Genomic DNA, 15,617 nt, shown 5'->3' on the forward strand with positions numbered 1-15,617 from the left:
TCCTTTACTAAATTTAAATCGCAAAATTCTATCTAAATAAATTCAATAAATAGTATTAAAGTATCTCTCTTAAAGCGCGTGCAGTCTCCATCCACTCTTTTAACTCATCCCACTTCTCGTTTTTTATCATATTTTCGCAAATTTCAAGTTCATTTTTAAATGATGTAATTGCTTCTAAAAGATTATCTTTATTTTGTTTAAAAATATCACTCCACATTTGCGGATTAGACTTTGCTATTCTTGCCATTCCACTAAAGCTACCAGCTGCTAAAAGTAAAATATTTCGTTTATCTTCCTCTTTTAAGGTCGAATTTACCAAACTATAGCTAATTACATGTGGCAAATGTGAGATAATTCCTACATGATGGTCGTGACTTTTTGAATCCATAAATACAATCTTCATCCCAACATGACTTAAAATCTCAACAACTCTTTTAATATGAAATTCTCCAGCGTTTTTATCATCACAAATTACTACTACAGCGCCATTTAACAAAGTTTTAAAAGCAGCCTTTGGTCCTGAATTTTCTGTTCCAGCCATAGGATGAGCTGCAACAAAATTGCTCCTAATTTCAGTTGGGCATGAGCGTAAAATCTGCTCCTTTGTTGAACCAAGATCAACAATTGTAGTATTGCTTGGGATATCTTTTAAGTTTTGCATAACCTTAATAATGGCTTCAACTGGAATTGCTAAAAATATCATATCACAGCTTTTTTTCATCTCTTCAAAGCTTATAATATCATCAACAAGCCCTAAATTTAGCGCATCATTTTCATTATTTTTATCTAAATCATATCCACTAACCTTGTCAATAAGCTTCATATCTTTTAGTGCCAAACCTAAAGACCCGCCAATAAGCCCAAGTCCAATAATCCCTACATGCATAGTGTTTCCTTAGAAATTTTTAGCGTGCGATTATATCAAATTTAGTCCAAAAGGCTACTTAATCAAAAGTTAAAAATATTTATGATACCATTTTACCCATTTTATTTTTAGGTAATTTTATGAAAAAAGCAGTACTTTCAAGCTTTATTGTAGCAGCCGCTTTGGAGGCTACTCAGATTCAGAGTATTACATTTAACGGTCTTTTACATCTCTCTAATGAGAGTGCAACTGATATTAGCGGGCTAAAAGTTGGTAGTAATTTTAGTGATGAGATCGCTAATCGTGCTATTATAAATTTATACAAACAAGGGTATTTTGAAAATATTACTATCGAAGAAAATGCAGGCAATATAATAGTAAATTTGGTCGAAAAGCCAGTAATTGCTAAAATTGATATTAATGGTGTTGTTACAAATGATCAAAAATCCATTGAACAAATAATAGATATCAAAAAAGGTCAAATGTATGATGAGTTTGCACTAAATAATACCAAAATTAGAATTCGTCAATTCTATGAAGCTAGAGGTTATTTTGATACTGTTGTAACTACCGATATTGTACCAATAAATGAGAATAAAAACTCACTTCATATAACTCTAACAGTAAATAGAGGTGAAAATATCATAATCGAAAATGTAAATTTGGTAGGAGCTAAAGCATTAGATTATTCAGATATCGAACCAGCCGTAGCAAATAAAAGTAGAGAATTTATGGGATGGATGTGGGGATTAAATGATGGCAAAGCTAAAATTTATGAACTCCCAGGTGATAGTGCCAAAATTCAAGATGAATATCTAAAAAAAGGCTACTTAGACGCTAGCGTCTCAGCACCAAATTTAAACGCTCATTTTGATAATTACAAAGCTGATTTGACCTATTATATCAGTGAGGGTGAAATTTATAAAGCTAATCAAATTAGTATTAAAGCGCCTGAGTTTTTAGAACTTGATACAGCTGAAATAATTGATGATTTTAAGCTGCAAAAGGGTGATATATTAAACTCATCATGGATGAAATTAGACATTAGCACTCTAGAAAATATAGTAGCAAATAAGGGCTTTGCTTATGTAAAAGTTCATCCAAATATTACAAAAAATAGCGATTATACTGCTGATATAGTCTATGAGGTAATTCCTAAAGAAAAGGTATATATAAGAGATGTGATAATAAGCGGAAATGATCGTACGGCTGACCGGATTATTAGGCGTGAGCTATATTTAACAGAAGGGAATTTATATAATAAAACCGATCTTATAGACTCTAAAAATGCATTAAAAAGAAGCGGATATTTTGAAGATGTCCAGATAATCGAAAAACGTGTAGATAAAGACCAAATCGACTTAGAAATAGCCGTAAAAGAAACCTCAACTGGTAGTATTGTAGGCGGTATAGGCTATGGAAGTAGCGATGGATTGCTATTAAATGCCGGAGTAAGCGACTCAAATGTATTTGGCTCTGGATATAAAGGCAGCATTATGGTTGATAAAAGCGATGATACATTAAGTGGAAATATAAATTTAACCAATCCACGTATAAATGACTCAGCTTATAGTCTTGGTGGGGGGCTGTTTGCTAATGATTATAGCTGGGATGAGTATGATGAGCAAAACTATGGAGCTAATATTATAGGCGGAAGACAGTTAGGCAGATATATAAACGCATATTTAAGCTACCAAATTGAGCGTAGCGAGATAGAGGGGCTAGATGCATTTTATAGAGATGCTGGATATCAAAATGGCGTAAATATCAAAAGCGCATTAACTCCTAGTATATCATTTAACAATACCGATGATTACTATGTTCCACGAAGTGGTATCATTGCATCAACTAGCCTAGAGTATGCTGGCCTTGGAGGCGATATGGAGTTTATCAAAAACCGAACTACATTTAATATTTATCAAGGTTTACAAGACTATATAGATATGGATTTAATTTTACGATATAAATCTGGATTTGGATATATTTATAATGATGATAGCTCAAAATTGCCTATTAATGAAAAGCTATTTTTAGGTGGAATTAACTCAATTAGAGGTTATGATAGCAGATCAGTTACACCAAAGAAAAAAATCTGCAATCCTAAAAATAGCAATGGCACTGTAATAAATGGCTGTGAAATTATTGAAACTGGCGGTAAAATCAGCTTCAATAACTCATTTGAACTAAGCTTTCCAATCATTAATCGCCTTAAAATGCGTGGAGTGATTTTCTATGATTATGGTATGATTGGTCATAGTGATATTAATGAGATTAAGCGTTCTAGTGCTGGAGCTGGTATTGAGTGGATTACTCCTATTGGACCACTTCAACTATTCTACGCTCAAGCTATCGATGATAAAAAAGGCGATGACACAAGCAGCTTTGAATTTACAATTGGTAGAAGATTTTAAGGTATTTGGTTGAATTTGACACCTATCAAATTCAACCTACTCAAACGAAATCACAAAAATCTCAGGCTTTATTAGTTTTCTTATCTCATTTTTTAACATAAAAAAATTCTTTGCACCTTTAATATATAAAGTATTTGAACTAAATTCAAAACTAATATTTGGACTAAGACTCAATGCTCCAGCAAGTCCAAGAATAAAGCTAAGCCATCTAACTACATCAATACTAGGAAGCAATTTTTCAAATTCACCAAGACTATTTATAGCCTTACCCTGATACTCAATCATAGCAGCGATTAACGCCTTTTGCTGATGCGTGTAGCCGTAATTTAGAGCATTTTTCACAAGATATCCACTATGAGAATTCTCCAAATAAAAACCAACACTTCTACCGATATTATAGAGTTTAGAAGCGATTATAAGCTCATTTATATAGCTTGGGTTAAGCTTGTGAAGTGGTGCTAAAATCTCAAATAGAGTCTTTACATGCTTTGTAGTAATACTATTATCACGCTTAGCAAATCTATCTTGAAGGCTCCTAAGACTTGGATTAAAGCCTTTTGGAAAGGCTATTTTATACTTTTGTGGCATTTGGATTAGCTCTTTGGATTTTAAATTTGGCCTTAGAAGATTAGCCAAAAATACCCCCTCTCTAATCCCAACACCGCTAGTATAAACCATCCTAGCTTTTAAATTTTTAGCCGCAGCACTAAATATCATCGCACCCTGTCTAATAGTATCAAAGCGATCTTTTTTAATGGCTATATTTTTTAAATCAAATTCCTTATCTGTAGCAATTTTACTAATTAAATTCAGATAATTTTTATACTCATAAGTAAAATTATGCACTAATCTAATTGGATGATTTTGCAACTGCATAATCGCACCCGATATCGCCCTTAAACTCCCACCTATTGCTATTATATTTTCATTTATAAAGTGCGATGGAATTTGAGCAATTATCTCTTGAGTAAATTTAATTGCTCCATCTATATCTCCCTTATCAAAAAATAGCTCTTTTAATCTAACTGTACCAATATCAAGCGAAATGATATCTACGATTTTTCCATCTTTGATTTTAGCCAGCTCAGTCGAGCCTCCTCCAATGTCAATCGTAGTAGCCTCATTTAGAGGGCTAAGTAGATTTAGTGCTGCGAGCCCTCCATAAAAAGCCTCCATATCTCCACTTATCACTCGCAAATTTAATCCTAGCTCTCTTTTTACCATATTAATAAAGATATTCGAATTTGGTGCATCACGCAAAGCTGAAGTACCGGTACATAAAACCTTACTAACCTTATAAATTCTCAAAAAATGCTTAAATTCACTAAATGCATGTAAAACATTATCCATTGCTTGAGGCTGCAATACTCCACCACGCTCATAAGCGCCCTCTCCAAGACGTACATTTACCTTATACTCACGAAGAATAAAAAACCCAAGCCTACTAGTTCGTTCAAATATCGCCATTCTAGCCGAATTTGATCCAAGATCAATAACTGCAACTCTTTTTGACATTAAATCTCTTTTAAATTTATTTTTTATATTTACTATTTCTTATAGGTAGCGTTAGCGTCGCTATCGTTCCACTTCTATCTATGCGATTACGCAGTTCAATCCTTCCGCCAAGTGCTTGTGCTGCTCCCTTAGCTAAAAACAATCCAAGTCCAGCCCCGCTGCTATTTCCATAGCGCTTAAATGGAGCAAAAAGATCCTTGCTCTCATCAATTCCAATCCCTTCATCAATCACACGAACGATAAATTCACCGTTTGCGAGTGTAGAATTTATCTCAATCGTGGCACCTTTTGGAGAGAATTTAATTGCATTTTGGACAAAATTTTGCAATACATGTAAAAATAGAGTTGGCTGGATCATAATCTTAAGACTATGAGGGCGCAAATTCATTCTAATATTTTTATCATCACCTTTTGCAAGAATTAAGAAATTATTACCAATCTCATTTATATAAGCAATCATATCAGTCATCACTGGCTGTTCAAACTGTGCGCCTTCTTGTCTACCAATCTCCAAAATTGAGCTAATCATTTTATTCATCTGATTTATAGCTTCATTATTGTTTTTTAATGTATCAATATATTTTTGAGTATCACGCTCTTTAATAAGGGTAACTTCGTTTTTAGTTTTCATTACTGCCAGTGGTGTTTTTAGCTCATGCGCAGCTCCAATAAAAAGCTCCTTTTGATACTGTACAAAGGTCAAAATCCTACCAATTAATCTATTTACTCCATCACCCAAAGGCTTAAATTCTACCGGCAATTCATCTGTCTCAACTTCTTGAAGAAATCTCTCATTTAACTGCCCAAGCTTTAGACAAAACGAACGAAGAGGCGCTAGCAACATTCTAGATAGAAATAGCGCATAAAATAAAATTAAAAATATTGCTGTGGAATTAATGATTAAAATATCAACTAAAATTTGATCTACTATTAAACTATATTCGCTAGTATTTTTAGTTAATACTAAAAGACGGTTTTGATATGGATAATATAGCGTTAAATATGTAGCATTAATATCTTTAGTTGAGACAAATTCAGGCCGAGTGAGATTATCATCATTTAAGACTATTTTAATTAGATCAAAATTACTATTTTTATACTCAAGACTCTCATTCTCATTCATTGCAGAGATATTCTTAGCCTCCAAAGTTAGACTTTGGACTATATTTTCAAAGATTGTAATCTTAATATAGTGGTATAACATCACCGAAAATATAACAATTAGCATCGTAGAAGCCGATGCTAATTGTAAGGCAAATTTAGCCCTTAAGCTTTTTTGGGGAAGCAAAATCTATATCCGCGGCGTCTTACTGTTTCAATTGTGGAAATATTAAGTGGTTTATCCATTTTTTGGCGAATTTGATTAATAGCAACTTCAATTACATTTGGCGTAACTAACTCAGGCTCCTCCCAGATAGCATCTAAAAGTTGTTCTTTGCTTACAATCTGGTCGCTATGGCGTGCTAGATGAGTTAAAACCTCAAATGGCTTACCTTTTAATTCAATTTCTGTGCCTTGATATGTAATCTTTTCTTCATCTGGATCAATTGTTAAATCATCAATTTTAATCACATTTGTACCGCCAAAGCGAAGTCTCGCCTCAAGTCTAGCAACTAAAATATCAAAATCAAATGGCTTTTTAATATAATCATCAGCACCAGCTCTAAAAGCTTTTATTTCACTTTCTTTATCATCTTTTGCTGAAATAATCACTACAGATGTGCGCGGAGATTTTTGTTTGATAACATTAATTAAATCAATTCCATCACCATCTGGAAGCATAAGATCACTAAGCACAAGATCATAATTACGAATACCAATAAAATATTCTGCATCATTAAAATTTTCAGAATTATCTGTTTGGTAGCCAAACTCTTGCAAACCTTCGGCTATAGTTTTGCCTAGCGTAGTCTCATCCTCTACTATCAAAATTCTCATTAGCTTTTCCTTAAAAGTAAAAAATTTAATGCGAGATTATAGCAAAATTTAAGCCAAAATTCAAGAAAATTTAAACAATTTTTAATAATTCTTTATTATTTTTGCACCTACAGTAGCATTTTTAATAATTTGAGTTTTGGAAATTTTCATATAAAAACTATTTAGACTTGGGTAGTTTTCTTTGAATTTAATAGAAAAATACTCTAGTGCATCCTCTATTTTATAAAATTTTTGCTCTTTAAATTCACTTTGTGTAACTTCACAGACCTTAGCATAATCTATAAATTCATCAGCGCTAAATTCCATATCAATACAAATTCTTTGAGCTTCGACTCGTTCAAAATCTAAAAGACCAATTATTGTATCAAACTCAAGGCTATCAACAAAAACACTAATCAAATAACCTTGCCCTCAGAACCACTTAATAGGCGTTTAATATTTGGCATATGCTTATAAACTACAATGAATGCAATAATTAAAATTGGCGCATGCGTGTTAATTTCAGGTATATCATAGTGAAATATAAATGATGATACAACCATTGCAAGAAGCGCTATAAGTGAAGCTAAACTAGAAATCTTAAGCACTTTACCAGCAATAAACCATACAATAACAGCAATAATCAACTCAAATGGTAAAAAACACGCCAAAACACCAGCTCCAGTAGCAATTCCCTTGCCACCTTCAAACATCAAATATGGTGAAAAACAATGCCCTACAACAGCTAAAACTCCCATCGCCCAAAGAGTAGCTATGTCAAGTTCAAATATAAATTTACCAACCAAAATAGGTATTACACCCTTAAGCGCATCAAACACAACAGTTAAAATAGCAAGTTTTTTAGCAAGCGAAGGATTGCTTTGTTTAATTACTCTTAACACATTTGTAGCACCAATACTCTTACTGCCACTTTTTTTAATATTTATTCCACCAAAAAGTAAGCCAAAAAGTAAACCAAAAGGCACTGCGCCAATTAAATAAGCAACTAAATAGGCTATTAAATTCTCATTCATATCAACTACTTTCCACCAAAATAAAGAAGCGCTGAACCCCAAGTAAATCCACCGCCAAAAGCATCAAGTAATACCAATGAGCCATTTTTAAGTCTGCCGCTTTCATAGGCATCATTCATCGCCATAGGAATAGATGCTGAGCTAGTATTACCATACTTTTGCACAGTTACAACACATTGAGAATCACTAAAATTTAATCTTTGTTTTACGGCCTCTATAATTCTTAAATTTGCTTGATGCGGGATAAAAAGATCTATATTATCTGATGGAATTTGGTTTTTCTCTAAAATATTAACCACATCTTTTGTTAGAGTATTTACGGCGATTTTAAAAACATCGTTACCAGACATTTTCATAAAATTTAGTCGATTTTCTATAGTATCCTTATTTGCAGGATTTACAATAGCGCAACCCGGAGTTATTAATAGCTCACCTTTGCTTCCATCGCTTGAAGTATGTACATCTAAAATTGGATTGTTATCTCTTGCGCTAACTACGGCTGCACCTGCTCCATCACCAAAAAGCACACAAATACTACGATCGCTCCAGTCCATAATCGCACTAGTTTTCTCAGCTCCAATAATTAAAATATTTCTCTTAGCGCCGCTTTCAATCATAGATTTAGCTAACTCTAAAAGATAGATAAATCCTGTACAAGCCGCACTAATATCAAAGGCCGTTACATCTTTTAAGCCTAGTTTATTTGCGATCACACAAGCAGTTGAAGGCATGCAAAAATAGTCTGGTGTAATAGTAGCACATATTACAGCATCGATATCACTCTTATCTAATCCTGAGCGCTCCAAAGCTTGCAAAGCCGCCCTATAACCTAAGTCGCTTGTAAATTCATCCTTAGCGATACGACGCTCTTTAATTCCAGTACGCTTAGTTATCCATTCATCGCTAGTATCAACTATCTTTTCTAAATCATAATTTGTAAGAATATCTTTAGGAGCATAAGCACCAATTGAAATTAACGAAGCTTTAGTCATTTTGCAAACTTTGTAAGCTCATTTGAAATAACCTCATTTATGCTAGATTCTGAGAATTTAAGAGCTTGGAATATTGCATTTTTGATAGCTTTTGAACTTGACTTACCATGGCTGATGATTACACAATCTTTTACACCAAGAAGTGGTGCGCCACCATATTCATCATAATCAATCTGGTTCTTAAGTCCTCTAAATACACTCTTCATCAAAATCGCACCTAAAATTGCAAGTGGTGATTTTTTAACACTTTGTTTGATAATTTTAGTAATTGCACTAGCAACACCTTCGCTGGTTTTTAATAAAATATTACCAACAAATCCATCGCAGATGATAACATCAACACTTCCATCAAAAATTTGATTACCCTCTACATTTCCGATGAAACTATCGAGTTTTTTAAGCATTTCAAATGCATCTTTTGTAATTTCATTACCTTTGCAATCCTCTTCACCGTTGCTAAGTAGACCAATTCTAGGATTATCAATCCTCATAATCTCTTTAGCATAAGCATAGCCCATAATAGCAAATTCAAATAAATTTTCTGCCTTACAATCAACATTTGCACCAACATCTAAGACCAATGTTTTTTGATTAGCCTGTGTTGTAGGCATTAAAGTAGCAATTGCTGGCCTACTAATACCCTTTACTCGTCCAAGACGTAAAGTTGCCAAACTCATACTAGCACCACTATGACCGGCTGATACTACTGCTTTACAGTCTCCACTACGAACTAGCTCGACAGCTTTAAATATCGTACTTTCTTTACGTTTTAGCGCATCAGTAGCACTCTCATCCATAGCAAACACTTCGCTAGATTGAACAAAAGTAATAAATTTAGAGTATTTATGTGGAATAAGGGATTTTAGCTTACTCTCATCACCTACTAAATAAGCTTGAAACTCTCTTTGTTTTAAAGCTTCAATAACTCCAGCTATAATTGGCTCAGCACCAAAATCCCCGCCCATAGCGTCAATTGCTATTTTAATCATTGTTTATATTAGTACTCGCCAGTTGTTCTATTTACACGGTGAGGCATTTTCCAGCTGCCGTCTTTATCTTTTACGGGCATTGGTAATGTAACTTTATAGTGGGTTCTACGCTTTGCAGCTCTTGTATGACTCACTCTACGCTTAGGTACTGCCATTTTACTCTCCTTCTAAAATTTTACACTTATCACAATAAAAATAATCGCTTTTAAAGGCTTCTAACTCACCAATTAAGATCTCATCTGTATCTATTATACCACCAAAAAATTCTATGGTATTGCTTAGCTCATTATCACTATCTTTATAGATACCATCGCTTAAAATTAGATTTAGTTCTTCATCTAGGCTTAAAACTATATCAGTGCCACAACTATCACAAATATGCTCTAATTCACCGATTAATCTACCGCTGCACTTGGCTAAATTTAGAGTAGTTTTTTTAATACTACCGCTAAATTTAACTCCATCAATGCTACTTTCAAAATTAACTGGCGTAGTAGTTAGCTTATCAAAGCGAATTTTCAATTAAATAACCTTAGCAGATCTCTCTACTAGCAAAGAAAAATGCAATCTCAATTTTAGCATTTTCTAAACTATCGCTACCATGGACTGCGTTTGCGTCAATGCTCTCAGCGAAATCAGCTCTAATAGTACCAGGTGCCGCCTCTTTAGGATTTGTAGCGCCCATTAATTCTCTATTTTTTAAAACAGCATTTTCGCCCTCAAGCACCATTACTACCACTGGGCCACTAGTCATAAATTCGACTAAATCATTGTAAAATGGCCTACTAGCATGTACCTCATAAAATTTTTTAGCATCTTCAACGCTTAATTGTACTTTTTTAGCTGCTGCGATTCTAAGCCCATTGCTTTCGAATCTATCGATAATTTTACCGATTACGCCCTTTTTTGTCGCATCTGGTTTAATTATTGATAGAGTTTGTTCCATATCGATCTCCTATTAATCAGGTTTTAAAAATCGTGATTATATCAAAACTAAGCTTAAAAAAATAGTAATCTTTTTTAATTATAGTTAGATTAAGCTACTACAGGGTTTCTACCATCTCTTAAATTGGCACCAATATCGTCTCTGCTTGGCTGACCTTCTACTATATCACTCCATACAATACATCCATCAGTTGGACAGGCGTTAGCACAGGCTGGTTCATCATTATGACCTACGCATTCAACACATTTATCAGCATAAACATAATAAGTATCTTCACCAGTTGGATTATCTACGTCATCCACAATTGCGCCAACTGGACACTCATCAATACAAGAACCGCAACTAATGCATATATCAGTAATTTTTACTGCCATTTTATACTCCTTAAATTAAATTTAACCCGTAGGTTATCAAATTTAAACTTATATATAACTTAATATAAAATGATAATGATTTTTATTTAAGCTCACTAAGTATATCTAAAACTGATTTTTGAAGCGCTTTATCTTTAACATCAATCTTAAAATATATTTTAGCAATTTTTAAATCACTATTTATAATATTTACACTATCACCAAATGATGTTATACGCATTCTTTTAGTATCTACACCGTTGTTTGCCAGCATTGCAAACACACTATAAGCACGCTCGATTCCTAGCCTATAATCAGCAGCATAATCGCCAAAATCATCAGCATAACCTCTAATATCCACAGCTACAGAAGCTGGAATTTTATTTATAATCATAGATAGAATATTGATAAAGTTTATTACATCTGGATTATAAATTTTTGAACTTTGATGATCAAATTTAATGTTTGCTGGTAAATCAATCGCCACTTGATTTTCTGCTTGATCTAGTGTAACTTTATATCTTTCATTATTTACATTTACATTTGTTGGCGCATCATTTTGTACTTGCATTGTAATACTAGGACTATCAAATTCCTTATCACTTCTTGATGGTTTTTTAGTATCTTTTAATGAGTGAGTATCAGGAAAATCAAAAATCTTTATAAATTCAGTCTTTAATGCCTCTATTTTGGCTTTATTGATTGCTGAAATCGCATAAAGTGCAATAAAAAGTGCCAAAAGCAAAGAGAGAAAATCCGCATATGGAACAGCCCATTTCTCACCTGCTGGACACTCTTGTGCTTTTTTCTTCTTTGCCATATTCTACCTTAGTTAAATTGTGAATTTCTTGGTTCATTTTTATCTAGGAAGTTAAATAATTTTGCTTCCAAGCTTCTTGGATTTGCTCCTTCAGCAATACCGATTAACGCTTCTAGGATCATCTCTTTTTCTTTTATGATGTCTTTTGCATTGTTTAGCATTTTATTACCCCACGGAGCAAAAATAGCATACGAACCCATAATACCAGTAACAGTCGCTGTAAATGCCGAAGCAATACCAGCAGCCATCGCAGCAGGATTATCAAGTAGTTGTAATGCAAGCATAAGACCCATAACCGCCCCAACTAGTCCAAACGTCGGACAGCTCTCACCAGTTCTAATCCAATAATGCGCACACTCGTGATAATATTCTTCAGTTGTCTGAATAGATAACTCTAGATGCTCTTTGACTTCATTTATAGGTTGACCATCAACTAACATATTAAGCCCGGTTTGCAAAAATTCATCTTCAACCGCCATAGCCTTTTGTTCTAAAGACAAAATTCCATTTTTTCTAGCTAGCGTACTATACTCTACTAGCTCTGCAATCCTGGCACTCATATCTACACCAGAGCCTTTAAATACAATCTTTAGCTCTTGAAAAGTAGCCTTGATATATTTTTTGTTTGTAGCAGTCATAGATGAGAACATCGCTGTAGGTATAACAATGAGTACAGAACTAAGATGCAAAACATGCAAAGGATTACCACCTTCTAAAATATCTCCAACCGAGATACTTGCGATGGAAAAAACCATCCCTAAAATAGTAGAAATATCCATAAAGACCCCATTTTAAAAATTACTTAATTATTACATAATTTAACAAAAATTTAACTGAATTTTACCAAATTACTTTAGATTAGCCCAATTTTTTGCTATATTATAGTTCACAACCAATGGAACATTTAAATTTACAACACTGCTCATAACATTAGCCACTTGTGCTCCAAACTCCTGTGCCATATCATCACTAACTTCAAAAATCAACTCATCATGAATTTGAAGCAACATCTTTGCATCGCCTAACATTGGGCGAATTTTAAGCATTGCAAGCTTAATAATATCTGCAGCACTGCCTTGAAATTTGCTATTTACTGCTTCTCTTTCATACATTGCAACCTGCATAGCTGAGGCATTAGAAAAATCAAAATACCTACGCCTACTAAGTAAAGTCTCTACAAATCCATCTCTTTTGGCACTATCTTTTATACTTTGAAGATAATCTTGAACGCTACTAAATGCATTAAAATATCTAGTAATATACTCTTTAGCTGCCTTTTTGTCAATATCTAAATTAGCACTAAGTTTATTCACTCCCATACCATATATTAATCCAAAATTTATAGATTTTGCAATTGCTCTATTTTGCTCATTTGACTCACCAAAGATATTTATAGCTGATTGAGCATGAATATCTTTACCACTTTTAAATGCCTCTACAAGTGCTACATCCTTACTAAAATGCGCTAGCAATCTAAGCTCAATTTGGGAGTAATCAAGACTTAAAAGACTATAACCATCTTTTGCTTCAAATACTGCTCTAAACGGCTTAGCATAACTTCCACGAGCTGGGATATTTTGCAAATTTGGATTTTTGCTAGCTAACCTACCAGTTGCTGTACCAGTATGAATAAAACTGGTATAAACCCTGCTATCAACATCCTTTTGGGCTAAATTTAAAATCGGCTCACAATATGTACTTTGTAGCTTATAAAGCTCTCTATACTCTAAGATTTTAGCGACACATGGATGAAGCTCTACTAACTCACTAAGCACACTCTCATCGGTGCTATAACCAGTTTTTGTCTTTTTTTTGCTAGGAAGCTTTAGTTCATCAAACAGCACTTCACCTAACTGTTTAGTAGAGTTTATATTAAATTTTATTCCACATAGCTCATAAATTTGAACCTTTAAGCTCTCTAACTGGATATTATTTTTATCAATTAATTCCCTAAGCTTAGATTGATTTACTTTAATTCCATTATCTTCCATATCAAGTAAAGTTAATATAAAATCAAATTCAATCTCTTTGGCAATTTTTAGCATATTAGGCTCAAGTTTCTTACAAAAACTGTTATAAAATCTAAGCGTTATCAACGCATCTTCAGCTGCATATTTTGCTGCGCTCTCTAGTTCTACACTAGCAAAGGTTTCACCCTTTTTTACAATGCTTTCAAATTTAATCGTATCATAATCATAAAGTTTTTTAGCTAGCGCATCCATTCCTACACTTGTACTTGGATTATCTAGCCATGCCATTATCATCGTATCAGCATAATTTTTCGGTGGTTTTATGCCAAAATTATTTAGTATAATTTTAAAATCATATTTTAAATTCTGCCCAATTACAAAAGCTGAAAAAATCTGCTCAATTGCCCAAGCTGCCACTTTATAGCTAACCATATTAGGTACACCAAGATAGCTATGATTTATAGGAACATAGTAACTCTTTTGTTCATTAAAACAAAAGCTAAATCCTACAATTTTAGCTTCTCTAGCCTCTATGCTAGTTGTTTCAGTATCAAAAGCAATTAGCGTATCACTACTAATACCCCCTAAAATCCTTTCTAGCTCACACTCATCAGTAATCAAAACCGGCTCAAAACTTAGCTCCTTTACTGACTCATCACTTCTAAGATTAGCTAAAAGGCGATTTAATGAATACTCTTTTAGAATATCTTGTATATTTATAAGTGGATTGTGTTGAGGGAATTTGGCATTTTGTAAATCAGGTGTTTTAAGCCCATCATATAAACTTGCGAGTCTCTTAGATATAAAAGCACTCTCTTTACCATCAAAAAGCAAATTTTTAGTTCGCTCATTTCTGACTTGATTTAAATTCTCATACAAATTCTCAATAGTTCCAAACTCATCTAAAAGCTTCTTTGCGCCCTTATCTCCAATACCCTTAACACCTGGGATATTATCGGCACTATCACCAGTTAATGCTAAAAAATCTCTAACCTGCTCAGGATATATGCCATATTTTTCATAACAACCATCCCTATCATATAACTCCTTTTTAGCTGGACTATAAATGCTTACTCTATCATTGATTAACTGATATAGATCCTTATCATGAGTAACTACTTTAATTAATAAATCATCTTGTGGATTATTTTTGATAAAACTTGCAATAATATCATCAGCCTCATATCCTTCAACTCTTAGGCTACATAAGCCCATTCTCTCAATCATATCAATACATATTGGAAGCTGCTCTTTTAGCTCCTTTGGAGCTTCTGAGCGGTTAGCTTTATAATTTGGATCTATATCATTTCTAAAAGTTTTACCTCCGCTATCAAGGGCAAAAACAATATAATCACTATGAAATTCTTGCTTTAAATTTGCTATAAAATTAGCAAATCCATGAATCATTCCGCTTGGTTTGCCATCTTTATTTTTCAAACCACTCATAGCATAATATAGACGAAAAAAGAATCCAAAAGTATCAATTATTGTTAGAGTTTTCACGCTTTCTCCTAAATTTATCACAAATCTTACAAAGGCCGAATTTTTTAGCCATATTTCTAAGTCCTATAAAGATAAAAGCCCCTATATAAATTCCGCCAAAATCCTCTATAAATCCAATTAAAATTCCCCAAAAACCTATCCCTTCAGGCCTTGTAAATGCTAAATATAAACTAAACATAAAAGCACAAGCTAAAAATATATACTTTTTACGCTCTTGCAAATCATAAAAAAATCCAAGAATAAATCCAGGTAACGCACATATAATTGCACGCGCTAAACATATCATTAAAATTACTATAACT

General features: G+C 33.4%; 17 protein-coding genes. 1 reads left to right on the plus strand and 16 read right to left on the minus strand.

Going from position 1 to position 15,617, the window contains the following annotated elements; translation table 11 throughout:
* Positions 1 to 55: 55 nt before the first annotated feature.
* Positions 56 to 886 (minus strand): prephenate dehydrogenase, encoded by an 831-nt coding sequence (locus tag CIGNP85_RS05130; protein WP_086287249.1) that lies wholly within the window; start codon positions 884 to 886, stop codon positions 56 to 58.
* A gap of 119 nt (positions 887 to 1,005) precedes the next feature.
* On the opposite strand from CIGNP85_RS05130, the gene bamA reads away from it, so the two are divergent.
* Positions 1,006 to 3,276: an outer membrane protein assembly factor BamA gene (bamA, locus tag CIGNP85_RS05135; protein WP_086287252.1), complete on the plus strand. Its 2,271-nt coding sequence runs from the start codon at positions 1,006 to 1,008 to the stop codon at positions 3,274 to 3,276.
* Positions 3,277 to 3,312: 36 nt separating this feature from the next.
* On the opposite strand, the gene CIGNP85_RS05140 is transcribed toward bamA, so the two are convergent.
* The 15 genes from CIGNP85_RS05140 to CIGNP85_RS05210 form a co-directional block, all read right to left on the minus strand.
* Positions 3,313 to 4,791 (minus strand): Ppx/GppA phosphatase family protein, encoded by a 1,479-nt coding sequence (locus CIGNP85_RS05140; RefSeq protein WP_086287254.1) that lies wholly within the window; start codon positions 4,789 to 4,791, stop codon positions 3,313 to 3,315.
* Positions 4,792 to 4,807: 16 nt separating this feature from the next.
* The gene (locus tag CIGNP85_RS05145; protein ID WP_179187372.1) at positions 4,808 to 6,019 is read right to left on the minus strand and encodes a sensor histidine kinase; all 1,212 of its coding nucleotides are present in this window, start codon (positions 6,017 to 6,019) and stop codon (positions 4,808 to 4,810) included.
* Positions 6,020 to 6,057: 38 nt separating this feature from the next.
* Positions 6,058 to 6,729 carry a homeostatic response regulator transcription factor HsrA gene (gene hsrA, locus CIGNP85_RS05150; RefSeq protein WP_086225363.1) on the minus strand — a complete coding sequence of 224 codons (672 nt, stop codon included), beginning with the start codon at positions 6,727 to 6,729 and terminating at the stop codon, positions 6,058 to 6,060.
* A gap of 81 nt (positions 6,730 to 6,810) precedes the next feature.
* A complete protein-coding gene (locus tag CIGNP85_RS05155; protein WP_086287256.1) occupies positions 6,811 to 7,128 on the minus strand; it encodes a dihydroneopterin aldolase in 318 nt (105 codons plus the stop codon).
* Entirely contained in the window at positions 7,125 to 7,742 is a 618-nt protein-coding gene (gene plsY, locus CIGNP85_RS05160) for a glycerol-3-phosphate 1-O-acyltransferase PlsY (RefSeq protein WP_086229424.1), read from the minus strand. Before plsY ends, CIGNP85_RS05155 begins: the two co-directional genes overlap by 4 nt.
* Positions 7,743 to 7,747: 5 nt before the next feature.
* Positions 7,748 to 8,734 (minus strand): beta-ketoacyl-ACP synthase III, encoded by a 987-nt coding sequence (locus tag CIGNP85_RS05165; protein ID WP_086235722.1) that lies wholly within the window; start codon positions 8,732 to 8,734, stop codon positions 7,748 to 7,750.
* Positions 8,731 to 9,723 (minus strand): phosphate acyltransferase PlsX, encoded by a 993-nt coding sequence (gene plsX, locus CIGNP85_RS05170; RefSeq protein WP_086225359.1) that lies wholly within the window; start codon positions 9,721 to 9,723, stop codon positions 8,731 to 8,733. The genes CIGNP85_RS05165 and plsX overlap by 4 nt, the downstream gene beginning before the upstream one ends.
* A gap of 8 nt (positions 9,724 to 9,731) precedes the next feature.
* Positions 9,732 to 9,878, minus strand: a complete 147-nt coding sequence (rpmF, locus tag CIGNP85_RS05175; RefSeq protein WP_086225358.1) for a 50S ribosomal protein L32 — start codon at positions 9,876 to 9,878, stop codon at positions 9,732 to 9,734.
* 1 nt (position 9,879) lies between these two features.
* A complete protein-coding gene (locus CIGNP85_RS05180; protein ID WP_086225357.1) occupies positions 9,880 to 10,245 on the minus strand; it encodes a hypothetical protein in 366 nt (121 codons plus the stop codon).
* Positions 10,246 to 10,255: 10 nt separating this feature from the next.
* The gene (ndk, locus tag CIGNP85_RS05185; protein ID WP_086228287.1) at positions 10,256 to 10,669 is read right to left on the minus strand and encodes a nucleoside-diphosphate kinase; all 414 of its coding nucleotides are present in this window, start codon (positions 10,667 to 10,669) and stop codon (positions 10,256 to 10,258) included.
* Between the two features lie 89 nt (positions 10,670 to 10,758).
* Positions 10,759 to 11,043 (minus strand): 4Fe-4S dicluster domain-containing protein, encoded by a 285-nt coding sequence (locus CIGNP85_RS05190; protein ID WP_086241499.1) that lies wholly within the window; start codon positions 11,041 to 11,043, stop codon positions 10,759 to 10,761.
* A gap of 82 nt (positions 11,044 to 11,125) precedes the next feature.
* Positions 11,126 to 11,842 (minus strand): flagellar motor protein MotB, encoded by a 717-nt coding sequence (gene motB, locus CIGNP85_RS05195; protein WP_086228289.1) that lies wholly within the window; start codon positions 11,840 to 11,842, stop codon positions 11,126 to 11,128.
* An 8-nt stretch (positions 11,843 to 11,850) separates the two neighbouring features.
* Complete coding sequence (gene motA / locus CIGNP85_RS05200) at positions 11,851 to 12,621, minus strand: flagellar motor stator protein MotA (protein ID WP_086225353.1); 771 nt, start codon at positions 12,619 to 12,621, stop codon at positions 11,851 to 11,853.
* A gap of 69 nt (positions 12,622 to 12,690) precedes the next feature.
* Positions 12,691 to 15,315 (minus strand): DNA polymerase I, encoded by a 2,625-nt coding sequence (gene polA / locus CIGNP85_RS05205; RefSeq protein WP_086287259.1) that lies wholly within the window; start codon positions 15,313 to 15,315, stop codon positions 12,691 to 12,693.
* Positions 15,293 to 15,601 carry a hypothetical protein gene (locus CIGNP85_RS05210; protein WP_086228291.1) on the minus strand — a complete coding sequence of 103 codons (309 nt, stop codon included), beginning with the start codon at positions 15,599 to 15,601 and terminating at the stop codon, positions 15,293 to 15,295. The genes polA and CIGNP85_RS05210 overlap by 23 nt, the downstream gene beginning before the upstream one ends.
* Positions 15,602 to 15,617: the final 16 nt, after the last annotated feature.

The organism is Campylobacter sp. P0085, assembly GCF_002139495.1.
Classification (GTDB): domain Bacteria; phylum Campylobacterota; class Campylobacteria; order Campylobacterales; family Campylobacteraceae; genus Campylobacter; species Campylobacter devanensis.